We start from the raw sequence: 24,268 nt of genomic DNA, 5'->3' as shown, positions 1-24,268 counted from the left end.
TGCCGCCGGTCGGCGCTCACCGCGGCCGCGGTCGCGCGGCAGTCCTCCCCGGCCGCCTCCTCCGCGCCGGTGAGCGCGTGGTCGACCAGGGCGGGAACGGCCGGGTCGGCGAGGAAGGCCGTCAGCGTGCGGACACGGCGGCGGTGCAGGCCGCGGGCGCGGAAGGGCGCGGCGAAGGCCCGCCGGGTCATCCGGAACTCCCAGGCCACCCGGCGGCAGGCCCGCCGGGCGCCGCCCTGCCGCGCGACCGCCCGGATCAGCCACCACAGGAGCAGCACCAGGACGACGGACATGCCGGTGAGGATGAAGGACGATTTCTGGTCGGGCATCGGCAGGGCGAGCGCCCATGAGCCGCCGCCCGGTCTCCCGGCGGTCACGAGCACCACCGGGAGACCGCGGGAACGGCGGGTGCCGACGAACCATGACGGTGAGTCAGGAAGGGCCGGTCGGGGGATCCGGGCGGGTGGGCGGGCACAGGCACCTCGGGAGGGACGGAGCGGACGGAAGGAGGTCCACGGGGTGCACCGCGGGCCTCCGCCGGCCGACTGCACCCCCAGTGAGCAGCGCATTCGTGCCGACATCGAGGTACATGACAAATGCGGGCGCCAGGTTGTCTGTGATCACGCCGGGCCGGTGAACGTGGCCGGATCTCATCGCTCCCGCGCCCCGGGAGAGCGCGGGCCGCCCGCGAGGTGTGCCGTGCGTCACGCGCCGGCCGCTCGCCGCGGATGGCGTGGGCGTATGACCGACCGTGGTCGAACGATCCCGGAAGCGCCCGGAAAATCCCGGGTACCATAAAGGGACACAGACCCCCTGCGACGGGGGTTTTCGCAGGTCAGTGCGCTGTCAGTGGCAGTGCCGGCGATCTGTCGACCCGAAGCCCGGGCGGAGCGGCCACGCTCCGGCGGCCGTTCCGGGATTCCCCGTCGTCCCGGGGTTTTTCTGTGTGCGCGCAGCGCGTCCGCTGCGTCGCGAGGCTCCACTCACCCCCTGCGTCGAGGCATGAACGTATCTCTTACCGACCACCGCCCTGCCCGCGTGGGCGTGCTGGTCACCGCACTCCTGACCGCCTGCATCGCCTTCCAGCTCAACGCGAGCATGCTCAGCCCCGCGCTGAAGAGCATCGAGGACAGCCTCGGCGCCAGCTCCGCCGAGGTGGGGCTCACACAGACGGCGTTCTTCACGTCGGCCGCCCTGTTCTCGCTCTTCCTGCCGCGGCTCGGTGACGTCATCGGCCGCCGCAAGGTCCTGGTCGGCATGCTCGTCCTCATGGCCGCCGGCTGTGTGATCGCGGCGCTGGCGACGAGCGTGCCCGTGCTGTTCGCCGGGCGGATCGTGCAGGGCTTCTCCGGCCCGGTCGTCCCGCTGTGCCTGATCATGCTGCGCCAGGAGGTGACCGAGCCCAAGCGGTACGGCACCCTGCTCGGCGTGATCACCGCGGTCAACGGCGGCATCGCCGGCGTCGACTCGCTCGCGGGCGGGTTCCTCGCCGACGAGCACGGCTTCCAGTCCGTGTTCTGGGTCATGGCCGTCGTCGCCGTCCTCGCGGCCGCCCTCGCCGCGTTCCTGACCCCCGAGTCCAAGGTCCCCGGCGCGGACCGGATGGACTGGCCGGGCGTCGCTCTCCTCGTCGTGTCCGTCGGTTCGCTGCTCGTCGCCCTCAACGAGGCCGGCAAGCTCGGCGCCGCGAACTGGGGGCTCATCGCCGTCCTGGTTGCCGTCTCCGCCGCCGCGTTCGCGCTGTTCTGGCGGACCGAGGACCGCTCGGCGCACCCGCTGGTCGCCACCCGGCACCTGCGCCGGCGCGCCACCTGGGCGACCCTGCTCACCACCACCCTCACCATGACCGGCGTCTTCGCCGTCATGAACGGCCTGATCCCGGCGTTCGCCCAGGACGCCCAGGCCGGCCTCGGCATGGGCGCCGAGGGCTCCGCATGGTGGACCCTGACCCCGTACGCGCTGGCCGGCCTCGCCATGGGCCCGCTGGCCGGGCGCCTCGCGGCCACCCACGGCTACGGCCGCGTCCTGCGCATCGGCCTGGTCGGCTCCGCGGCCTCCGTCGTGCTGATGATCCTCACGATCCCCGCCCACTCGAAGGCCCTGCTGCTGGTGGCGTCGCTCCTCGTGGGCATCACCTACGCGGGCGTGGCGAACATCGTCCTCAACGGCCTCGGTATCGTCCTCTCCCCGCGCGAGAACCCGGGCTTCCTGCCCGGCCTCAACGCGGGCGCGTTCAACCTGGGCGCGGGCCTGAGCTTCGCCGTCCTGTACGCGGTGAAGACCGCGGTCCAGCCCGCGGACGACGCGGCGTCCGCCACGGGGTACACGTCCGGCATGATCGCGGGCGTGGTCATCCTGGCCGCGGCCCTGGCGACGTCCTTCCTCATCCCGAAGCCGGTTGCGGCCGAGGATGCGGCCTCGGCCGCGGTTGAGCCGGCGGCCGAGGCGCCGGTGCCGTCCCGCGGCTGACCGCCGCGCACGGCGCAGCAGAAAAACCCCGGCTTCCCAGCCGGGGTTTTTCGCATTCCGGGCCGTGCCCGGACGGGCTTGGCGGGGTTCGGCACCGCCGGTCCGCGCCGTGGTGGCTGAGCGCCGCCGCGGCGGATGTGTGAGGCCTGGCCTCACAACCCAGCCTTGAGCGCCGCTGCGGCGGCATCTGTGAGGCCTGGCCTCACAGACCACTGCCGGAGCTCGTGAGGCCCGGCCCCGCCCCGGCTCAGCGCGGCCCGTTCGCCCGGGCCGCCGCGAGGCCCTCGCCGTTCGCTGCCGCCTTAGGCGTCCTCCGGCCGTTCGCCGGTGCCGGGCGCTTGCCCGCCGCGGGCTCAGGTGTCTCGGCGGGCGGCAGCGGCGCGGCCGCCGTCTCCTTCTCCTTCGCCCCCTTCGACTGCGCCGCCTCCTGGATCAAGCGCGACCGCATCGCCAAGTACTTGGCGTTGAGTTCGTCGACCGGGGTGAACTTGCTGACGCCCCCCTCGCTGATCTTCGGTTCCTGGCGTTCCATGATGCGGACGTCCTGGACGTCCTGGATCCACTTCTCCATGTACAGGGACATCCAGGGCAGGATGCGGCGCAGCTTCTCCGAGCGGAGCACCGGCTTGAACGCCGGGTACTCGTACCAGCGCAGGATGTGCTCGGTGTGCCCGTCGTCGACGGGGACCAGCCACGACGTCGCCTCGAACTGCTCGGTGCGGACGTGCACCTGGCAGGGGAAGGTGAACGTGATGACGTAGTGCGTCGTGTTCTTGGGGTCCGCCTCGTCCTGGTGGTCGAACGAGTAGCGCATCGTCAGCCCGCCGGCCTCGGTCTCCAGCTTGTGGTTGACGATCTTCGTGGCCGAGAGGTAGCGCTCCTTGCCGTCGAGGCCCAGCTTGCGCGGGGTCCCGTAGAGGAACAGGTAGTCGATGTAGTTGAACCAGTGATCACGGTGGACGTACGTGATGTGGTAGAACTCGAGCAGGCTTTCGATGTAGCGGGTGTAGTGGACCGGGCGGGTCCAGTGCAGCGTCGAGTGGACCTTCGGGTTGTCGGCCACTTCCGGAGCCGCCTGGATGTCCGGCAGCTCCGCGCGCTCCTCGCCCCACCACAACCACACCAGGCCGTGGGCTTCTCGCACCGGGTGCACGGGCACCCGGAGCGAGCCGGGTATTCGGGCGCCCGACCCGAGCGAGGGTATGGCCTTGCAGCCGCCGTCGGGCCCGTAGCGGAAGCCGTGGTACGGGCACTCGACGGAGTTGCCCTTCATCCGGCCGTCGGCGAGGTTCGCGCCCTTGTGGGGGCAGCGCGCGCCCTGGCAGACGAGGTTGCCGTCGAGGTCGCGCCAGAGCACCAGCTCCTGGCCCATCCGGCGGACGCCCGTCGGCTTGTCGTTGCGCACCTCCTCGGCCGGGAGTATCGGATACCACTGGTTGGGGATCATCTCTCGTTCCTCCTCGGTGGATCGTGCTGCCGTCGGATCAGCCTTCGACTACCTCCACCACCCCCGTGTCGCCGTCGACCATGACCATGTCCCCGGTGTTGATGCGCTGCGTCGCGTACTTGGTGTTCACGACCGACGGCACGTGGAACTCGCGGGAGACGATCGAGCTGTGCGACAGCATCGAGCCGACGTCGGTGACGACGCCGCCGGCGATGGCGAACAGCGGGGTCCACGAGGCGTCGGTGTAGCGCGTCACGAGGATCTCGCCGGCCTCGAACTCGTCCGCCTGCCAGACGAGGTCCTCCACGATGCGGGCGCGGCCGATGACGCGCCCGGGGCTCGCGCCGAGCCCGCTGAGCCGGGCGCCGCCCGGGGCGGGGCGCACGGCCTGGGTGATGTCGTGCTCGCCGATGAAGGTCAGCGGCGGCTCCGGCAGCCGCTTGCGGTACTCGTGGAGGCGCCTGGCCTCGTCGATCCGCTCCCGGGGGAAGGCCTCCAGCTCTCCGGCTTCCCCGGCCAGATAGGCCCGCACGTCCTCGAAGTCCAGGTGGGCCACCTCGTCGAGCGAGTGCAGGACGCCCGCCTCCACCAGCCGCCGGCCCACCTCGTACACCACGTTCCGCACCAGCCAGATCGAGGTGATCATCGACATGCGGGTGGTCTCGCGCAGCTCGCTGCAGAGCGCGTACAGCGAGATGACCGTCTCGATCACCTTGCGCTGCGGCAGCGAGAGCTTCTTGAGGATCTCGCGGGAGTCGTCGTGGTAACCGCTGCTGCGCCGCAGGATGTCGTCGGCGGAGAAGCCGTCGGAGGCGTACCGCCGGATCATCTGGAAGATGTACGAGGGGTCGTCGATCCACCGCGGGTGGCTGAGCTCCATCTCCTGGTGGCCGCGGGTGCCGTTGGCGCGCAGGAACGGTTCCATGTGCCGCTCCCAGAAGACGGTGCCCTCGTCGTCCGCGCGCAGCGCCGCGGCGACGTTCTCCAGCGGCTCCTCGTTGATGATCTTCAAGACGCGGGAGCGGTCCTTGGCCGCCTGGGCGACGGCCCAGATCTCCTTCGCGGACTCCACGGTCCGCAGGCTGGACATGTCGGTCTTGATGCGGTTCTGCAGGTTCTGGCCCTCCTCGCCGAGCCACATCCGGCACAGCTCGGTGAGGATCCCGTAGAACCCGAAGGCGTTGATGTAGTACGGCATGTAGCCCACGTGGCTGTCGTGGAAGTAGCCGAGGTTGCGGGTGAGTTCGGCGTGCAGCTCGCGGCGGCCCATGCGCGAGAGGTCCAGCCGCCGTGCGCGGTCGAACTCGTAGAGCCGGGAGGCCACCATCTCCTTCGACCGCGACTTCATCCGCACCGCCTCGGCGGCCGTGCAGCGCAGCCAGTGCGCCGTGGACAGCACGTCCTCGATGCCGCCGGGGAACTTCCCGAACGGATTCACGTAATCGGCGAGCGACCGTCCTTCCCCTCCCGCCCCTCCCGCCCCTCCTTCTACGTCCTCACCCACGAACCGCTTGGTGAAGTGCCGCTGGTCGCGCGTCGGCAGGGCCTGGCCCAGGAGGTGGGCGCTGTAGGAGATGTTGAGGTAGACGTGGCCCTGGTAGTAGCCCATGTGCAGGTCGGCGTCGCCGGTGTCGCGGACGCCGAGGGCGGCGGCGCAGTCCAGGTGGACGTTCTTCTGGTAGTAGCGGGCGAAGCTCAGGCCGAGCGGCGTCATCAGCCCGACGAAGATCTCCCCGATGTCCATGCGGGACCACAGGGTGCCGTGCTGGACGGGGTCCGGCTGCTGCACCACGTACGGGCTGAGCGTCCCGGCGCGCGCCGCGTCGTCGCCGGGGAGCGGCCGGGTGGTGATCGGGCGGGTCTGGAAGAGGTGGAACACCCCGTCCCGCAGGCCCCATTCGACGTCCTGCTCGCTGCCGTAGTGCTCGCGCACCCGCAGCCCGAGCCCCGCCAGCTCGGCGAGCCGGGCGTGGTCCAGGCAGGGCACGCTGCGGTCGGCGGCGTCGACCTTCGTCATCCCGATCTTCCCGGGGGCCAGCGGCGCCCACTTGGCCACCTTGTAGCGCACGCGCTCCTCGACGACCTCCAGGCTGCGGTCGTCGACGACGAACAGGTCGCTGGAGACCCGCCCGGAGACCAGGCCCTCGCCCAGCCCCCGGCAGGCCTCGACGACCACGCGGTGCGGCCGGGCGCTGACGGGGTCGACGGTGAACAGCACGCCGCTGACGTCGCAGTGGACCATCTCCTGGACGACGACGGCCATCGCCTCGGCCGCGTCGCCGTCGCGGTAGGCGGTGGCCCGCGCGGACCACAGCGACGCCCAGCACTGCCGCACGGCGTCGAGCAGCGCCGCGTCGCCCGCCACGTCCAGGACCGTGTCGTGCTGGCCGGCGAAGGAGCGCGCCGCCGAGTCCTCCTTGAGCGCCGAGGAGCGCACGGCCACCCGCGGCCGCCCGAGCCGCTCGTAGGCGGCGAGGACCTCGTCGGCGAGCGGCGCGGGGATGCGGGTCGCCAGGATCAGCTCGCGGACCGCCCCGCCCTCGGCGCCCTCGATCTTGCCGGCCAGGCCCGTGTCGGCGAGGTAGCGCGCGAAGAGACCGGTGGTGAGGCAGAAGGCGGGCGGCACCGGCAGCCCCGCCGCGATCATGTCGGCGAGCCGGGCCGCCTTGCCGCCGAGGACGGCCGGGTCGGCGGTCCCGGTGCCGCCGAGGACGACGACGTCGCCGGTCTGCGGCGCGAGGGTCACGGGGTCAGTGGAACGGGTTGCCATGTCGGGCTCTCCTGGGGCGCTCGGGCCGTCGCGGGACGTGCGGGGTGCGGTGGCGGGGGCTACTTGCTGGTGGCCGTGAAGGCCCGGAACTGCTCGCCCGGCACGAGCCGGGCCGCCTCCACACCGGTGAACCCGGCGCGCTCCAGCTGCGCGACGAGCTCCTCCTCGCGGGGCAGCGGGCCGCCGAAGTCGGCGTAGGCGAACCAGAGGCTGAGGACGTCCAGGCCGATGTTGCCGCCCTGGCACGAGGTGGTGAGCAGGATCCTGCCGCCCGGCGCCAGCAGCGAACGGGCCTTCGCGAGCGCCGCCACGCGCTCGTCCTCGGCGAAGTAGTAGATGTTGTTGTGCATCGTCACCAGGTCGAACTGCGGCTCCAGGTCGAGGGTGCGCAGGTCGCCCCGGCGCGTCTCGACGCGGTCGGCGAGCCCCCACTCGGCCATGTTCTTCGTCGCCGTCTCCGCGACCTCCTCCTGCATGTCGATCGCGAGGGCCGACAGGCGCGGGTTCAGCCGCGCCGCGTGCCGGACGTGCACGCCGCTGCCGCAGCCGACCTCCAGCAGCCGCACGGGGTTGTCGCGGTCGAGGGTCCGGGCGACGGCGGCCTCGACGAGCGGCTCGATCACGCGCGTGGAGCGGGCGATGACGAGCCCGTCCTGGTCGCCCAGCGAGAAGCGCTCGCCGGTCGCCGCCATCCGCGGGCCGCCCAGCAGCACCGGCACGTGGAAGCGCAGCACCTCCTCCAGCGCGGCCGCCAAGGCGTCGTTGCCGGCCCGCGCGAGGGCCCGGGCGGGGATGCTCTTCAGCCGGTAGCAGCCCTCGCGCCGGTCCAGCTCGCCCAGGCGCACGCCCAGTTCGAGCCAGGCCCGCAGCCGCTGCTTGTCCTGCGCGGCGCCCAGCTTCTCGGCCAGCGACTCCAGGTCGCAGGGGCGCACGGCGAGGCAGCCGAGGACGCCGGAGCCCGCGGCCGAGGCGAGGAAGGCCGCCCGGTAGACGGGCGTGACGAAGCCCTTCGACACCGCGAGCAGCAGCGGCATCCGCCAGTTGCCGGCGATCCGCACCGCGGCCAGGGCGTCGCCGAGCGGCTCCCCCACGCGGTCCCTGACGCTCTTGACCAGGCTCAGTACGTCCATGAGGCGTTCCTTTGCTCAGAATCAGAAGGGGTCGTGGGGGCGAGCCGGGCGAGCTCGCCGCGCAGCTCCCGCAGCAGCCGCTGCCGCGCCGGGCCGCCGGCGGTGAGGAAGAAGTGGTCGCCCTGCACGTGGTGGCGCAGGAACGAACCCGCCGTGTACGGGCGCCAGGCCTCCACCTCGGCGGCGTCCGCGACCGGGTCGTCGCTCGCGGAGAAGGCCGTCATCGGGCAGTCCAGCGGGCGGCGCGGCCGCCACCGGTAGCCGTTGCAGACCCGCAGGTCGGCCCGGAGGACCGGCAGTCTGCGGTCCAGGTAGGCGCCGTTGAGCAGCGCCTGGTCGCCGTCGCCGAGCGCGCCGATGCCGGCGGCGAAGTCGCGCAGCCCGGCGTCCGGCAGCAGGTGCTCGGTGCGGTCCCCGTACAAGTGAGGCGCTCTGCTGCCGGAGACGAACAGGTGGCGCGGTCCGGGCTCGCCGAGGTCCCGCAGCGCGCACGCGACCTCGTAGGCCAGCAGGGCGCCCATGCTGTGCCCGAAGAACGCGTAGTCGCGGGTGATCCCCCGGCGCACGAGCTCGCCGGCGACGTCGGCGACGAGCGGCTCCGCGGACGTGTACGGCTCCTCGCGCATCCGCAGGCCGCGGCCCGGCAGTTGCACGGCCGCCACGTCGGCGACCGCGCCGCCGAGGTGCCCGCGCCAGTCGCGGTAGACGGAGGCCGTGCCGCCCGCGTACGGGAAGCAGACCAGCCGGGTCCCGGCCGTGCCCGCCGCGGGCGGCGGCGAGCCGAAGCGCGGGAACCACAGGGCGTCCCGGGGCGGGGCGGCGACGAGCGGCTCAGCGGGCGACATGCTTGCGTCCCTCCGCCGAGTCCAGCCACGCGACCGTGCGCCGCATGCCCTCCTCGAAGCCCACCGGGCTCTTGAAGCCGAACTCCTCCTGCGCGCGCCCGATCCCGTACGACTGGTCGCGGTCGAAGAGGTGCACGGCGTGGCGGGTGAGGACCGGACGGGCCTTGATGCCGAAGAGGCCGTAGAGCTTCTCCGAGACCGTCGCCACGGCGGTGGCCACCGGCGTCGGCAGGCTCAGCTTCGGCGGCGGCGCGCCCAGCCCGCGGGCGAGGGCCTCGATGTACTCGCGCCACGTGGTCAGCTCGGGGTCGCGCAGGTTGTACGCGCGCCCCGCCGTGGCGTCCGAGGCGCACGCGTCGATCATGGCGTCGACGGCGTTGCCCACGTACAGCAGGCCGGCCGGGACGCGGCCCTGGCGGATGTAGACCATCTGCTTGCGCAGCAGCAGGTCCGCGATCTCGATGACGAAGTCCTTGCTGCCGGGCCCGTAGACGGACACCGGGCGGATCACCGTCACCTGCACCCCGGTGCGCGCGGAGGCCTCGCGCACGGCCCGCTCGCCGAGCAGCTTGCTGCGGTTGTACGGCAGGCCGGTGTCGTGCGGCTCGGTGCTCTCGTCGCAGGGCCGCACGGGATAGCCGTAGACGTCGGTGGTGCTCACGTGCAGCACGCGCCGCACCGTGCCCGCGAGGGCCGCCGCCTCCACCACGTTCGCCGCGCCGGTGACGTTGATGCGCCGGAAGTCCTCCCAGGCGCCCCAGTCCGCGGACTTCCCGGCGCAGTTGAACACCTGCCGCACGCCGTCCGCGGCCCGCCGCAGGCTGCCCGGGTCGTCCAGGTCGCCGACGACGGTGTCGGCCTCGGAGCCGGCGAACCCCGAGCGGTCGCTGCCCTCGCGGACGAGCACGCGCACCCGGTGCCCGCGCTCGGCGAGGCGGCGGACGAGGTGCCCGCCGATGAATCCGCTGGCCCCGGTGACCAGGACGTCGGGCTGTCCGCCGGAGCCGGATGTTTCCGTGTTCTGCGTCGGCATGGGATCACACCAGAAGGTCGAGGGAGTTTTCGAGGTCGGTCTCGCTGTGGTCGACGTTGATGAAGAAGCGCAGGCGGCACTTGTCGCGCTCGACCGCCGGATAGCCGATGGGCATGACGTTGACGCCCTGCTCCAGCAGGGAGTTCGACAGCGCCATCGTCTTCTCCCAGTCGCCGGTGATGACCGGGATCACCGCGGACGCCCGCGACACCCCGATGTCCAGGCCGCGCTCCCGGGCCCCGGCGCGGAAGAAGTCCGACAGCTCGCGCAGCCGGGCCACGCGCTGCGGCTCCGCGCGCACCACCCGGATCGCCTCCAGGGCCGCCGCCGCGTTCGCGGGCGAGATGCCGGTGCTGAAGATGTGCAGGGGAGCGGTGAAGCGGAGGTACTCGACGATCGGCTCGCGGGCCGCGATGTAGCCGCCGAGGCTGCCGATCGCCTTGCTGAGCGTGCCCATCCACAGGTCCACGTCGGCCCGGTCGACGGGGAAGTGCTCGCCGATGCCGCGCCCGGTCGCCCCGAGCACGCCCACCGAGTGCGCCTCGTCGATCATCAGCATGGCGCCGTGGCGCTGCTTGACCTCGATGAACCGCGGCAGGTCCGGGATGTCGCCGTCCTGGCTGTACGCGCCCTCGATCACCACCAGCGCCCGCCGGTGCCGGCCGCGCAGCGCGGTCAGGATCCGGTCCAGGGCCTCCCAGTCGTTGTGCGGGAACGGCCGCCGCCGCGCGCCCGACAGGACGCAGCCGCGCACGGTGGAGTCGTGGCTCCACTCGTCGTGGACGATCAGGTCCTCCGGCCCGAAGAGGTGCCCCACCGTGGCCACGTTGGTGGCGTGGCCGCCCGCGAAGACGATCGCCGCCTCCGTGCCGAGGAACGAGGCGATCCCGGCGTCGAGCTCGTGGTGCAGCGGCGTCTCGCCGAACAGCAGCGGGGTCGCCGACGCCGACGTGCCGTACTGGTCGATGGCCTCCTTGGCGGCCCGGCGCACCTGCGGGTGGCCCGACAGCGCCAGGTAGTTGAAGGCGGCGAAGTTGACGACCTTGCGGCCGCCGATCGTCGCCTCGGCCGAGTTGAAGCCCTCGTGCGAGCGGCCGTACGGGTTGGAGCCGCCCGACCGGGCCTGCCGCAGCCGCCCCTGGAGCTCGGCGTACTCGGCCCACTCCTCGAACGCGTACTCCTGCTTCACCCGCGCAACCGCCGGCCGCGCGGGCTGCGGCACCACGGGCGGAACGGCCGGCGCCGGGGCGGGGGCGGCAGGCGGTACGGATCCACCGCCGTCGGCCAGCCGGTCCACCAGGTCCCGTACCGTCGGGTCCTCGGGAAGGTCACGGTGCAATTCGTCCATCCGATCGGGGAATTGGGCGGCGATGCTGCGCTGCAGATCGGTCCGCATCAGCGAGTCGAACCCCAGGTCCACCCCGAGGCGGGCGTACGGCGGGATCTGCTCGGCGGGGAAGCCGCAGATCCGCGCGATGTGGCCGAGGACGCTGCCCTCGACGGCGGGACCGGCGGCCGCGGGGGCGTACGGCTCCCGCGGCGCGGGGGCGGGCACGGCGGGGCCCGTCACGGCGGCGTCCTGCGCACGGTCCGCGGCCGGGGCGGTGAACCAGTACGACTCCCGCTCGAAGACCGCGTGCGGCACCGGGACGTGCCGCGGCGCCTCCTCGCCGTCGAGCGCGCCCCAGTCCACGGCGCCGCCCGCGCAGTGCAGCCGGCCCACGGACTGCAGGAGCGACTCCCACGCGTCGCCGCCGCGCCGCAGCGACGGCAGCCACAGCGGCGCCGGGCCGTCCGCCGCTCCGGGCTCGGCCGCCGTCATGGAGCGGCCCAGGTTGAGCAGCGTCGGGTGCGGGCCGATCTCCACGAACGCGTCGCAGCCGAGCCGGCGCAGCGTCGCGAACCCGTCGGCGAAGCGCACCGTGCCGAGCAGGTGCGCCCGCCAGTAGCCGCCGTCCGGACGGCCGGTGAGCTCGCCCGTCGCGTCGGAGATCCACGGGACGGCGGGCTCGGCGAACGCGATCCGGTCCGCGGCCTCCCGCAGCGGGTCCGCCGCGCCCGCCATCAGCGGCGAGTGGAAGGCGTGCGAGACGACCAGCGGCCGCACGGTCAGGCCGCGCCCGCGCAGGGCGTCGCCCGCCGCGGCGATCTCCGCGGCCGCGCCCGACAGCACCACGTGGTCACCGGTGTTGACCGCCGCGACCGCGACCGAGGCGAACTCCCCGGCCACCTCGCGGACCGCGGCCGCGTCGCCGGCGCACGCGATCATCGCGCCCTCGCCCGGCTGCTCGTCCATCAGCCGGCCGCGCTCCGCCGCCAGCACCAGCGCGTCCTCCAGGGACACCGCCCCGGCGACGGCCGCCGCGGCGATCGCGCCCGCGCTGTGCCCCAGCACGGCCGCCGGGCGCACGCCCAGCGACGTCCACACCCCGGCCAGCGCGGCCTCCAGGGCCACCAGGGCCGCCTGGCAGTACCGCGTGCTGCGCAGCAGCCCCGCGTTCTCCTCGTCGAAGAGCAGCTGCGTCAGCGGAACCCCGAGCAGCGGCTGCAGGACGGCGCCGGCCCGGTCGAGCGTGCGCGTGAACGCCTCGTGCGTGCCGTACAGCTCCTTGGCCATGCCCGTGTACTGGGTGCCCTGACCGCCGAAGAGGAACGCCACCTTCGGCTCGGGCCGGCCCAGCACGTGACCGCGCACCGCCGCCGTCGACGCCCGGTCCCGGACCAGGTCCTCCAGCGCGGCGTCCAGGTCCGCGGCCGACGCGCCCGTGACGACCGCGCGGTGGGCGAGGTGCGCCCGCCCCGTGTTCGCCGAGTGGCACACCTCCCGCAGGTCCGCGTCCGGACGAGCCGCGAGGTGCGTCCGGTACTGGCGGGCCAGCGCCGCCAGGGCGGTCGGCGTGTGCCCCGACAGGCACAGGGCGTGCCGCGGGCGCCGCACCGCCGGTGCCGGCGCGGGCGGCAGCTCCGGCGCGGCCTCCAGGACGACGTGCGCGTTCGCGCCGCCGAACCCGAACGAGCTCACCCCGGCCCGCGCCGTGTCCCGCACGGGCAGCGGACGGCGCTCCGTGGCCACCTCCAGGCCCGCCCCCTCCAGCTCCAGGCCCCGGTTGGGCGTCGCCAGGTGCAGCGACGGCGGCACCTGGCGGTACTTGGTGACCAGCGCCGCCTTGATGAGCCCCGCGATCCCCGCGGCCGCCTCCAGGTGGCCGATGTTCGTCTTCACCGAACCCACCAGGCACGGCTCCTCCGCCGCCCGGCCCCGCCCGTACACGCCCGCCAGCGCCTCCCACTCGACGGGGTCGCCGAGCGCCGTGCCCGTGCCGTGCGCCTCCACATAGCCCACCTCGGGAGCCGTGAGGCCCGACCGCTCCAGGGCCCGTGCCATCACCGCCCGCTGCGCCGAACCCTTCGGCGCCGTCAGGCCGTTGCTGCGTCCGCCGTGGCCCACCGCCGAACCGCGGATCACCGCGTGGACGCGGTCGCCGTCGGCCAGCGCCGCCGACAGCGGCTTGAGGTACACCAGGCCCACGCCCTCGCCGCGCACGTAGCCGTCCGCCGCGTCGTCGAACGTCCGGCAGCGCCCGGCCGCGGACAGCATGCCGCCCTGCGCGAACGCCACCGACAGCCCCGGCGTGATCAGCAGGTTCACCCCGCCGGCCAGCGCCGTGCGGCACTCGCCGGCGCGCAGGCTCTGGCACGCCATGTGGACGGCGGCCAGCGACGACGAGCACGCCGTGTCCACGGCGAGGCTCGGGCCGGCCAGGTCGAAGTGGTACGAGAGCCGGTTCGCCGCCACCGACTGGGCGTTGCCGGTCGCCGAATAGACGTCGACCGCCTCCAGGTGCGGCATCTGCAGCCCGGCGTAGTCGTGGCTGCTGATGCCGACGAAGACGCCGGTCTCGGTGCCCGCCAGGCGCGCGGGCGTGACGTGGGCGTCCTCGAAGGCCTGCCACGCCACCTCCAGCAGCAGCCGCTGCTGCGGGTCCATGCGCTCCGCCTCGCGCGCCGAGATCCCGAAGAACCGGGCGTCGAAGGCGTCGACGCGGTCCAGGAAGCCGCCGTGCCGCGGCGCCGCCACGAGCTCGGGGTCCCAGCGGTCGCGCGGCACCTCGCCGACGGCGTCGCGGCCGTCCAGCAGGAGCCGCCAGTAGCTGTCCACGTCGGGGGCGCCCGGGAAGCGGCAGCCCATGCCGACGATGGCGATCGGCTCGCCGGTCGCCTGAGCGGTGGGGGAGGAGGCCGCGGGCCGCGGCTGCGCCTTTGCGCCGAGGCGGGCGGCCACCGTGCGGACGGACGGGTGCTCGAAGACCAGGCCGGCGGGCAGCTCCCGCCCCAGCCGGTCGCCGAGTTCGGTGGCGACGGCCACCGCCTGCCGGGAGTCGAGCCCGAGGGAGGCGAAGGGCAGGTCCCGGTCGACCGCGGAGGCCGGCAGGCCGAGCCGCTCGGCGATGCGGGCGGCCAGCCAGGCTTCGATGTCGGCGGTGGACGGGGCGGCGCCGGCCGGCGTGGCCACGGGGGCCTTCGCCGTTACGGGCGCCTCTGCGGCCACGAAGGCCCCGGCGGAGGTGTCCTCACCCGCTCCGTCCCCGGCCAGCAGCAGTTCGACCAGCGTTCCCGCCTGCGGGTGCACCAGCAGCTCGCCCACCGGCAGCCGCACGCCGAACTCCCGTTCCAGGGCGCCCACGGCGTCCAGGAGTCCCGCGTAGTCCAGGCCGAGTTCGGCGAATCCGCGGTCGGCGACCTCGTCCGCGCCGGTCGCCCGGCGCAGCACGCGCGTGACGGCCTCCACCGCCGCCTCGCGGCCCGGGCGGACCGTGCGGGACGGTCCCGCGTCGTCGCGGACCACGCTCGCCGCCACCACGGACAGCTCCAAGCCCGTCAGGGCCGCCCGGCACGCCTGCCGCTGGATCTTGCCGCTGGTGGTCTTCGGCACCGTCGACCGCTTGAGGAGGACGACGGTGTGCGGCGCGACCTGGTGCTCCTCGGCGATCGCGGTCCGCAGCGCGGCCAGCGCCGCCGCCGGGTCGCCGCTGCCGAACTCGTAGGCGAGGGCGAGCTGTTCGCCCTGCTCGGTGGCGATGCCGAAGGCGGCGCCGCTGCCCGGGCGGACGGCAGCGGTCGCCTTCTCGGCGGTGAGTTCGATGTCGTGCGGGTAGTGGTTGCGGCCCTGCACGATGACGACGTCCTTGGTGCGGCCGACCACATAGAGCTGCCCGTCGCGCAGGAAGCCCAGATCACCGGTGCGAAGGTACGGGGTGGCGCCCTCGCCGGCGATGCGGGCGCCGAACACCTCGGCGGAGGCCTCGGGACGGCCCCAGTAGCCGCCGGCGACGTTCGGCCCCGCCACCCAGATCTCGCCGACACGGCCCTCCTCGGCCCGCCGGCGGCTCTCCGCGTCGACGACGGCGACCTCGACATCGGGCACGGGGGCGCCGCAGCCGACGACCCGGGTCACCCGCTCCGCGCCGTCCGTGGCGGGCCGCGCCTCGCCGCGGGCGAGCGCCCCGGCGTCGAAGGAGCCGAGGACAGGCGGCTCGGAGGCGCCGATGCCGGTCACCATCAGGGTGCCCTCGGCCAGGCCGTAGCAGGGCAGCAGGGCCCGCCGGTCGAAGCCGCTGGGCGCGAAGCGGGCGGCGAAGCGCTCCAGCGTCTCGGCCCGTACGGGTTCGGCGCCGTTGAGGGCGAGCCGCCAGTGCCGCAGGTCGAGGGCGTCGCGCTGCTCGTCGGTGACGCGGCGCAGGCACTGCTCGAAGCCGAAGTTGGGGGCGACGCTGGTCGAGGCCCGGGTCCGCGACAGCGTGTCGAGCCACAGCAGCGGCCGCCGGACGAACGTCGCGGGCGCCATCAGATGGGCGGGGAAGCCGCCGTAGAGCGGGGTGAGGATGCCGCCGATGAGCCCCATGTCGTGGTACGGCGGCAGCCAGGACACCATCCCGGAGTCCTCGTCGTGCTCCAGGCGCAGATGGATGGAGCGCAGGTTGCGGACGAGGTTGCTGTGGGTGACCATGACGCCCTTGGGGTCCGCCGTGGACCCCGAGGTGTACTGCAGGAAGGCGAGGGAGTCGCCCGACGTGCCCGGCTCGTGCCAGGCCGCGGCGTCCGCGGGCCCGAGGTCGGCGGCCGTCAGCCACGTGAGCCCGGCCAGGCCGAGCGCGGAGATCTCCTCCGGCTTGGCGCGGGCCGCGTCGCGGACGTCGGCGGTGGTGTAGGCGTGCGTGGCCCCGGAGTCCCGTGCGATGGCGGCGAGCCGCGGCATGGTCTGGCCGAAGCGCGCGCTGTCCGGCGGGTAGGCGGGCACGGCGACCGCGCCGGCGTACAGGCAGCCGAAGAAGGCCGCGATGTAGTCCAGGCCCGGCGGGTGGAGCAGCAGGACGGGCTTGCCGCTCAGGTTCTCGCGCAGCAGCCGCCCCGCGACGGTGCGGGCGCGCAGGTCCAGTTCCCCGTAGCGCACCGACTCGCTCGCGTCGTCGGCACCGTGGAGGAAGCGGTAGGCGAGCGCGTCGGGCGTCCGGTCCGCGCGGCACCGGAGCAGCGCGGCCACGGTCTCCGGTTCGCCGCCCGGCCAGGGCTTCCCGATCGGTCCTCGGCTCAAGATGGTCTCCGTCATGTGCTGGCAGTGCCGGCAGGCTCTGCGGTGGGCTGTGCCGTCTCGTGGTCAAGGCGCCGGTAGTCGGTCTTGCCGTTGGCGTTGTGCGGGAGCCGGTCCAGGCAGGTCGCCGTGTGCGGCAGCATGTAGCGGGGCAGGAGGCGGGCGCAGTGCTGCTTGAGCCGCACCAGGCCGGGCTTCGCCGCGCCGGGCCGCAGCGTGTAGTAGAGGGCGATGCGGCCGGAGGAGCCCTCCTGCGGGTCGGCCTTCACCACGACCGCGGCCTCGGCGACGGCGGGGTGGGCGAGCACCGCGGCCTCGATCTCGCCGAGTTCGACGCGGTAGCCGCTGAGCTTGACCATGCGGTCCTTGCGGCCGCGGTAGACGAGCTGCCCGTCCTCGTAGCTGACGAGGTCGCCGGTGGGGTGGCGGCCCTGGCAGTGGAAGGCGGCGGCGGGCTCGTCGGGGCGCCGCCAGTAGCCCGGGGTCACGCAGTCGCCCTCGACGACGAGTTCGCCGATGGCGCCGGGCACGTGGACGGCCCGGCCGTCCACGACGACGCTCACGCGGGCGCCCGTGATCGGTGCGCCGATGGGCACCGGCGTGTCGCGCAGCAGGTCCTCGGGGCGCACCCGGTGGTAGGTGCAGACGTTGGTCTCGGTCGGCCCGTAGAGGTTGTACAGGGCCGTTTCCCCGGGCAGCCGGTCCGCGAGGGCGCGCAGCTGCGGGATGGGGAAGACCTCGCCGGCGAAGAGGACGTAGCGCAGGCTCCGGGTGACGGCGGGGGTGAGCGCGCCGGACGCGGTGAGGAGGTGCAGCACGGACGGCACCGAGTACCAGACGGTGACCCCGTGCTCGTGGATGCCCGCGGCGAGCGCGGTGACGTCGCGGGCGGCGGCGTCCGGCACGATCCACACCGCGGCGCCGACCGACAGGGCGACGAACAGGTCGAAGGTGCTGAGGTCGAAGTTGAACGACGCGTGGTTGGCGAAGACGTCGCCGGGTCCCACGTCGAGCTCGGTGCGGGCCCAGCCCACGAAGTTGGCCAGGTTCCGGTGGGAGATCCGGACGCCCTTGGGCACGCCGGTCGACCCCGAGGTGTAGAGGATCGCGGCCAGGTCGGACGGCTGCAGCGCGGGCAGGATCGTCACCCGCCCTGGCCGGACCCGCCCGAAGTCGTCCCAGCGGTGGACGGGAACGCCGCAGAAGTCGCCGTCCGGCACCTCGCCCGTGGTGACGATCGCCTCCAGGGAGGCGGGCGGCATACGGCCCGCGAGCTGCTCCAGGCGGCGGGCGTCGGTGAAGAGCACGACCGGCTCGGCGTCCTGGAGGATGGTCTCCACCCGGCCTGCCGGCTGTCCGCCGTCCAGGGGGACGTACGCGCAGCCCGCCTGGACCGCGGCCACGATCGCCGCGGCGTAGCGCGGCTGCTTGTCCGTCCAGATCGCGACCCGGTCGCCGGCCCGGACCCCGAGGTCGAGGAGCCGGCAGGTGAGTGCGTCGACGGCGGCGGTGAACTCGCCGTAGGTGAGGGGGTGTTCGCCGGTGAAGGCGGGCCGTCCGGCCTGCCCGGCGGGGAAGTCCCGCCGCAGCTGGATCACGCCGGCGCCTAAAGCGCCCATGGTGGTGTGCATGGTGTGTGCACTTCCTCGCTCACTCGGATCGCGGCAGGACGCCGGTCTCCGTCGCTGACTCGATGAAGATCCCGGTCGCGAGCTCCAGGTCCTGCGGCGTGTGCTCGCAGGTGACGCTGACCCGCAGGCGGGCGTCGCCGAGCGGCACGCCCGGGTAGACCACGGTCTGGCAGAACAGGCCGCGCGCCCGCACGGCGCGGCCCATCTCCATGGCCTTGCGCTCGTCCCCGATGACGATGGGGAGGATGGCGCTCTCGGTGCGCTCCAGGTCGAAGCCGGCCTTGCGGAGCCCGTCCCGGAGCGTGGTGATGTTGGCCCACAGCCGTTTGAGGCGCTCGGGCTCGGCCTCGATGACGTCGAGCGAGGCGATCAGCCCGGCCGCGACCCCGGCGGGGATGTTGGCGGCGAAGACGTACGAGTTCGAGTAGTACCGCAGGTACTCGACGACCTCCTCCTCGCCGACGACGAAGCCGCCCATGCCGGCGAGGGCCTTGCTCATGGTGCCCAGTTCGAGGTCGACCTCGCCCTTGAGGCCGAAGTGCTCGGCCGTGCCGGAGCCGCGCGCGCCGAGGACGCCGGTCGCGTGCGCGTCGTCGATCAGCACGCGGGCGCCGTACGCCTTGGCCAGCCGCACGATCTCCGGCAGGTCGCAGACGTCGCCGTGCATGCTGAACACGCCGTCGGCGACGATCAGCGTGCCGCCGCCCGTGCCCTGCTCCGCGCCGCGGCGCAGCACCTGCTCCAGGTCCCGCATGTCGTTGTGCCGGTAGATCCGGCGGATGCCGCCCGACAGCCGGCTGCCGTCGACGATGCTCATGTGGTTGAGCTTGTCGACGACGAGCGTGTCGTAGCTCTTGACCAGGCCCGAGATGGCGCCGAGGTTCGCCGCGTAGCCGCCGGGGTAGACGATCGCCGCCGGGCGCTGCTTGAAGGCGGCCAGGCGCCGCTCCAGCTCCTTGTGCAGCATGTTGGTGCCGCCGATGAAGCGGGAGCCGGTGTGCGTGGCGCCGTAGGCGCGGGTCGCGTCGCACACGGCGTCGACGACGCGCGGGTGGTTGGCGAGGCCCAGGTAGTTGTTCGAGGCGAACATGAGGAACTCGCGCTCGCGGCCCTCCAGTTCGTCGTAGATGACGGCCCGGTTCTCGCAGCGGGAGACCAGCGGCATGCCGTACCAGTACAGCCGCTCCTCCTCGCGCCTGCGCCGGTACGCCCCGAAGCTGCGGGCCTTGGCGAAGAGGTCGGGGTCGCGCTGCTCGGTGAAGTCCTTCATCGAGCGGTCGTCCCAGGCGCCGTCCCCGGCCGCCGCGGGCCTCTCCGCCCCGCCGGCCGCCGGCGCGAGCAGCGCCGTGAGCTCGGCGGCCAGGCCGCGCAGGGTCTTCGCGGTGACGGTGCCCACCACGCTCTCCGGCAGGCCCAGCTCCTGCGCGGCCTCGGCGACCAGCGAGGTGAGGATGACGGAGTCGATGCCGAGCTCGCTCTCGAAGTCGGCGTCGAGGGCCAGGTGGCTGCGCTGGTACTGCGTCTGCCGCACGGCCCCGGCGAGCACCGCCTCCAGGACGGGGTCCGTGCCCTCCGGCCCGGCCGCGGGCCGCGCCGCCGCGGAGGGCAGGCCCAGCGCGCCCTCCACGCAGGCGACGAGCTCGCGGATCGTCGTGACGTCGCCGGGCAGCCGCTCCGCGATGCCGAATTCCTCGCCGACCGACACCAGGATCGACTCCAGGATCACCGAGTCGATGCCGAGGTCGGCCTCGAAGTGGCTGTCGGGCAGCAGCCGGGCCTCGTCGTAGAGGGTCCGCTCCGCGACGATCCCCACGACCTTCCGGTGGATGCGCACGGTGTCCTGCGGGCCGTCCATGAGGTGTGTCATGCGGAGGCCGTCCCTTCGCCTGTCTGCAGCCGGCCGACCAGGTCCGAGATCGCGTTGACGGAACGGAAGTTCGCCAGGGAGATCTGCCGCAGCGGGATGGTGATCCGGAACTCCTGCTGCAGGTAGTGGACCAGGTCGAAGACGCCCGCCGAGTCGATGATGTTCAGCTCGTCGATGGGGGTGTCCGGCTCCAGCCCGTCGGCGTCGCCGTCCATCCAGACCTCGACGATGTAGTCGGTGATCAGTTTCTGAGGGGTCATCGCTTTCCTTGCCGTCAGTCGCGGTCGAGGGCGGGCCAGGTGAGCGCCGTCGCCCCCCAGGTGAGGCCGCCGCCGAAGGCGGTCAGCAGCAGCCGGGCCCCGGGCCGCAGCGTCCCCTCGGCGTGGGCGTGGTCGAGGGCCAGGGGAATGGAGGCCGCGGCCGTGTTGCCGACCTCGGCGATGTTGCCGGCGCAGCGCTCCTGCGGAAGGCCCAGCTCGTCGGCCAGGCGGGCGGTGATTCTGTGGTTGGCCTGGTGGCTGACGAGGCGGTCGACGTCCGCGACCCGCCACCCGGCGCGGTCGAGCACCGTGCGCGCCGAGGCGCTCATGCGCTGCACGGCGAGCCGGAAGACCTGCTTGCCCTGCATCCGGAAGTAGTGGTCCGCCGCGGCCGGCGCGTGCGGGCGCCGCTCGGACCCGCCGGCCGGCACCGTGATCAGCTCCAGGCCCTCGCCGTCGCTGCCCAGGTCGAACGGGCCGAGCGCGCCGGCCTCGCCCTCCGTGCCGGGCCGCAGCACCAGCGCCCCCGCCCCGTCCCCGAAGATCACCGCGGTGGAGCGGTCGGCCGGGTCGAGGATCCGGGAGAACGTCTCCGCGCCGATGACCAGGGCCCCTTCGGAGGCGCCGAGCGCGATGAGCCCCGCCGCGGTCGCCAGGGCGTAGACGAAGCCGGAGCACACCGCGGCGACGTCGTACGCCGCGACGCTGCCGAGGCCCAGCTTGGCCGCCACGGTGGGCGCCGTCGCCGGGCACGGCCGGTCCGGTGTCGTCGTCGCCACGACGAGCGTGTCGACGGCCCGGCCGCCCGCGGACTTCAGGGCCTTCGCGCCGGCCCCCGCCGCCAGGTCGGACGTGGCCATCGAGTCCGGGGCGAAGTAGCGCTGCCGGATGCCCGTACGGGTCCGGATCCACTCGTCGGAGGTGTCGAGCGCGGCCACCAGCTCCGCGTTGGTGACGGGCACCGGCGGCAGCGCGCTGCCCACGCCGGCCACCACGGCCGCCCGCGTCACCGGGCACCGCCGCGGGCCCGGCGACCGCACCCGGCACGCCGTGCGTTTCCTGCATTCCCGAAAGGTGTGCGAACCACGAGAGCGCTCCTCCACTGCGGACGGCTCCGGCGTGCCGAGTCTGCTCACCCGGGCTGACCGGACGCTGACGGATGGCTGACCCGCGGCGGGGTCAGGAATCCGTCAGCCCGCCGTCAGCGCGGCCGTCCAGACTGACCGGCACACCGCGCCGGACGGCGTGCACGCTCACGAAAGGCGGACGCACCATGAGCCCTGTCTACGACAAGCTGGTGGACCTGCTGGTCGACCGCTTCGCGGTGGACCGCGGCACCATCGGCCCGGACGTGACCTTCGAGGAACTGGAGATGGACTCCCTCTTCCTCGTGGAACTCCTCCTCGTCATCGAGTCCGAGTTCCAGGTGAAGATCGGAGAGGAGGCCGCCGCACCGACCGACACCATCGCCACCGTGGTGAAGGTGATCACGGACGAGATCGCGGCCACGGCGCCGTGAGCGCCACGACAGCCGCGGGCACCGGGGGCGCCGTGCCGGCCGCGCGCCCCGCCGCCCCCGTCGCCGTCACCGGGCTCGGCCTCGTCACCGCGGCCGGCATCGGCACCGAGGCGACCTGGGACGGAGTCTGCGCGGGCGTCTCCGCGGCCGCCCGCAACCCCGCCCTCGACGGGCTCCCGGTCGACATCTCCTGCACCGTCCCCGGCCTGGACCCCGCCCGGCACGTCGGCCGCCGCAGCGTCCTGATGCACGACCGCTTCACCCAGCTCGCGATCGTCGCCGCCCGCGAGGCCGTCGCCGACGCCGGGCTCGACCCGCGGCGGTGGGACGGCGCGCGCGTCGGCGTCGTCGTCGGCTGCGGCCTCGGCGGCGTCAGCACCTGGGAGGAACAGCACCGCCGGATGCTCGAAGGCGGCCCCGGCAAGGTGTCCGCGCTCCTCGTCCCGATGCTGGTGCCCAACATGGCCGCCGGCAACCTCGCCATCGACCTCGGCGCCACCGGCCCCAACTTCGTCACCGCCACGGCCTGTTCCTCCGGCGCCACCGCCATCGGCACCGCGGCCCAGCTGCTCCGCGAGGACGCCTGCGACATCGTCGTCGCCGGCGGCGCGGAAGCCGGCATCAGCCCCCTGATGGTCACCGGGTTCGCCCAGATGGGCGCGCTCTCCCGCAGGCTGGACGAACCCGCCGCCGCCTCCCGGCCCTTCGACGCCGGCCGCGACGGCTTCGTCATCGGCGAAGGCAGCGGCATCCTCGTCCTGGAGCGGGAGGCCGACGCCCGCGCCCGCGGCGCCCGCGTCCGCTCGCTCCTCGCGGGCTACGGGGCCTCCGCCGACGCCCACCACCTCACCGCGCCCGAACCCGAGGGCAGGGCCGTCCTCGCCGCCGTCCGCGCCGCGCTCCGCCAGGCGGACGCGGCGCCCGGCGACATCGGCCACGTCAACGCCCATGGCACCTCCACCCGCCTCAACGACGCGGTGGAGGCCGCGACCCTGCGCCGCGCCCTCGGCGACGGCGCGGCGGTCACCTCGGCCAAGGGCGTCCTCGGGCACACCCTCGGCGCGGCGGGCGCGATCGAGGCCGCGCTGACCGTCCTCGCGGTCGAGCGGTCGCTGGTGCCGCCCACGGCCAACCTCGTCCAGCTCGACCCGGACGTCGAGCTGGACGTCGTCGCGGGGTCGCCCCGCAAGGCGTCCATCGACGCGGCGCTCTCCACGTCGTTCGGATTCGGCGGCCAGAACGCGGCGCTGGTCTTCACGGCGGCGTGATGCCGTTCCGGTGGATCCGGTACACGCGGCGGCGCCGGCCGGCGCGGATTCCGCCGGACCCGCACCGCTGTGGCGGATCGCCGTTGCGGCGGCAGGGGTTCGGCCGGCTCCGGCGGAAGGCAGGAGCCGCCGTCACCGGGGAAGACCCGCGCGGCGGGGGAGAAGTCCGCCGACCCGGCAGAGGAGAAGTGCCCGCCCCGCGGCGGGAGGAGGATGCGCCGGCTTCGGCAGAAGGAAGGAGCCCCCCGCACCGGGGAGACCCGCGCGGCGGGAGAAGACTCTGCCGGCCCCGGCAGAAAGGAACCCGCCGCCACGGCGGGAACCCCCGCGGCGAGGGTCCGGCGGAATGCGCGATCACCGCTACCCACACGGAAGGCAGGCCCGGCCATGACACTGTCCGTCCCGGAGGACGACCTCCGGGAACTCGAACTGCAGGTCCAGCGCGCGCTCGCCGCAGGCGACCCCCGCGGGCTGACCGTCCTCGGCTACGGCGAGGTCACCCTGGTCCTCGCCCTGGAGACCGGCCGCGGCGCCTTCGCGTGCAAGCGGCTCCCCGTCTTCGACGGCCACAAGCGCTACGAGGCCTACGGGCACACCCTCGACCAGTACACGGCCCGCCTGTCCGCGGCCGGCGTCCGCGTCGCCGAGACCCGCCTGTGGGACACCGCACTGCCCTCCGGGAAGACGGTCGGCTACTGCGTCCAGGAGGCCCTGCCCGGCAAGCGGCTCGTCTCGCGCCTCCTGCACAGCGAGGGGCGGGACTGGGCCGAGGACTTCTTCGCCCGCTTCCTCGACACCGTGCACGGCGCCGTCTCCCCGTCCCTGGGCCTGGACGCCCAGGCCTCCAACTGGATCGACCTCGACGGGGACCTCGTCTACCTCGACGTCACCTCGCCCCTGATGCGCGACGCCCGCGGCCGTGAACTCCTCGACGTCCGGCTGTTCTTCACCTCGCTGCCGTGGATCCTGCGCGACGCCGTCCGCATCGCCATGGCCAAGTCCATCTTCGACAAGTTCTACTCGCCGCGCGGGGTCGTCCTCGACTTCCTCGGCAACCTCCACAAGGAGAAGCTGGCCGCCCTCGTGCCCGGCTTCCTCGAACAGGCCAACGCCCGCATCACGCCGGCGCTCACCGCCGGGGAGGTCGCCAAGTACTACAAGGGCGACGCCGCGATGTGGGAGCTCATCCAGCGGCTGCGCAAGGCCGACCGCGCCTGGCACCTCAAGGTCCGCCGCCGCCCCTACCCCTTCCTGCTGCCGCCCGATGTCGACCGCTGACGCCCTCCTCCCGGCCCCGCCGCGCCCCCGCGCCGGCCGGCTCGCCGGGGAGACGCTGACCCTCGACCCCGCCCGGCCGCTGCACCTCGCGCCGCTCGACGGCGGGCTCACCGCGGCCGTCGTCTCCATCGCCTGGCTGCGCGCCCGGGGCGACGCCGCCCA

General features: G+C 73.9%; 15 protein-coding genes. 4 read left to right on the top strand and 11 right to left on the bottom strand.

Features of this window, described 5'->3' with window-relative positions; genetic code table 11:
- Positions 1-377 (bottom strand): hypothetical protein (locus tag B7P34_RS25935; protein WP_223268242.1); only part of this gene is annotated, 377 nt, incomplete at its 3' end.
- A gap of 625 nt (positions 378-1,002) precedes the next feature.
- Between B7P34_RS25935 and B7P34_RS25930 the strand changes: the two genes are divergently transcribed.
- A complete protein-coding gene (locus B7P34_RS25930) occupies positions 1,003-2,469 on the top strand; it encodes an MFS transporter (protein WP_106680347.1) in 1,467 nt (488 codons plus the stop codon).
- A gap of 247 nt (positions 2,470-2,716) precedes the next feature.
- On the opposite strand, the gene B7P34_RS25925 is transcribed toward B7P34_RS25930, so the two are convergent.
- Genes B7P34_RS25925 through B7P34_RS25880 form a run of 10 tightly spaced genes read right to left on the bottom strand, consistent with a single transcriptional unit; the run spans position 2,717 to position 21,036 of the window.
- Positions 2,717-3,916: an aromatic ring-hydroxylating oxygenase subunit alpha gene (locus tag B7P34_RS25925; RefSeq protein WP_106680345.1), complete on the bottom strand. Its 1,200-nt coding sequence runs from the start codon at positions 3,914-3,916 to the stop codon at positions 2,717-2,719.
- A 37-nt stretch (positions 3,917-3,953) separates the two neighbouring features.
- A complete protein-coding gene (locus B7P34_RS25920) occupies positions 3,954-6,686 on the bottom strand; it encodes a PEP/pyruvate-binding domain-containing protein (protein WP_106680343.1) in 2,733 nt (910 codons plus the stop codon).
- Positions 6,687-6,745: 59 nt separating this feature from the next.
- Positions 6,746-7,816 carry an SAM-dependent methyltransferase gene (locus B7P34_RS25915; RefSeq protein WP_106680341.1) on the bottom strand — a complete coding sequence of 357 codons (1,071 nt, stop codon included), beginning with the start codon at positions 7,814-7,816 and terminating at the stop codon, positions 6,746-6,748.
- A complete protein-coding gene (locus B7P34_RS25910) occupies positions 7,804-8,661 on the bottom strand; it encodes a thioesterase II family protein (RefSeq protein ID WP_106680339.1) in 858 nt (285 codons plus the stop codon). The genes B7P34_RS25915 and B7P34_RS25910 overlap by 13 nt, the downstream gene beginning before the upstream one ends.
- Complete coding sequence (locus B7P34_RS25905; RefSeq protein ID WP_106680337.1) at positions 8,648-9,694, bottom strand: NAD-dependent epimerase/dehydratase family protein; 1,047 nt, start codon at positions 9,692-9,694, stop codon at positions 8,648-8,650. Before B7P34_RS25905 ends, B7P34_RS25910 begins: the two co-directional genes overlap by 14 nt.
- Before the next feature lie 4 nt (positions 9,695-9,698).
- Positions 9,699-16,286 carry a type I polyketide synthase gene (locus B7P34_RS25900; RefSeq protein WP_223268241.1) on the bottom strand — a complete coding sequence of 2,196 codons (6,588 nt, stop codon included), beginning with the start codon at positions 16,284-16,286 and terminating at the stop codon, positions 9,699-9,701.
- Between the two features lie 11 nt (positions 16,287-16,297).
- A complete protein-coding gene (locus B7P34_RS25895; protein WP_223268240.1) occupies positions 16,298-17,914 on the bottom strand; it encodes an amino acid adenylation domain-containing protein in 1,617 nt (538 codons plus the stop codon).
- A gap of 19 nt (positions 17,915-17,933) precedes the next feature.
- A complete protein-coding gene (locus tag B7P34_RS25890; RefSeq protein ID WP_106680333.1) occupies positions 17,934-19,781 on the bottom strand; it encodes an aminotransferase class I/II-fold pyridoxal phosphate-dependent enzyme in 1,848 nt (615 codons plus the stop codon).
- Positions 19,778-20,041, bottom strand: coding sequence for an acyl carrier protein (locus B7P34_RS25885; RefSeq protein WP_030367727.1), 264 nt, complete (start codon positions 20,039-20,041; stop codon positions 19,778-19,780). The genes B7P34_RS25890 and B7P34_RS25885 overlap by 4 nt, the downstream gene beginning before the upstream one ends.
- Positions 20,042-20,055: 14 nt before the next feature.
- Complete coding sequence (locus tag B7P34_RS25880) at positions 20,056-21,036, bottom strand: beta-ketoacyl-ACP synthase III (RefSeq protein ID WP_223268243.1); 981 nt, start codon at positions 21,034-21,036, stop codon at positions 20,056-20,058.
- 278 nt (positions 21,037-21,314) lie between these two features.
- Between B7P34_RS25880 and B7P34_RS25875 the strand changes: the two genes are divergently transcribed.
- The 3 genes from B7P34_RS25875 to B7P34_RS25865 all read left to right on the top strand — a co-directional run bounded on the left by B7P34_RS25875 (position 21,315) and on the right by B7P34_RS25865 (position 24,106).
- Positions 21,315-21,560, top strand: a complete 246-nt coding sequence (locus B7P34_RS25875; protein ID WP_106680331.1) for an acyl carrier protein — start codon at positions 21,315-21,317, stop codon at positions 21,558-21,560.
- Positions 21,557-22,828, top strand: a complete 1,272-nt coding sequence (locus B7P34_RS25870) for a beta-ketoacyl-[acyl-carrier-protein] synthase family protein (protein WP_223268239.1) — start codon at positions 21,557-21,559, stop codon at positions 22,826-22,828. The genes B7P34_RS25875 and B7P34_RS25870 overlap by 4 nt, the downstream gene beginning before the upstream one ends.
- A gap of 387 nt (positions 22,829-23,215) precedes the next feature.
- Positions 23,216-24,106 carry a DUF6206 family protein gene (locus B7P34_RS25865; RefSeq protein ID WP_106680329.1) on the top strand — a complete coding sequence of 297 codons (891 nt, stop codon included), beginning with the start codon at positions 23,216-23,218 and terminating at the stop codon, positions 24,104-24,106.
- Positions 24,107-24,268 lie beyond the last annotated feature (162 nt).

This window comes from Streptosporangium nondiastaticum, from assembly GCF_003011965.1.
Taxonomy (GTDB): domain Bacteria; phylum Actinomycetota; class Actinomycetes; order Streptomycetales; family Streptomycetaceae; genus Streptomyces; species Streptomyces nondiastaticus.
This window is presented reverse-complemented; position numbering and strand designations above follow the sequence as displayed.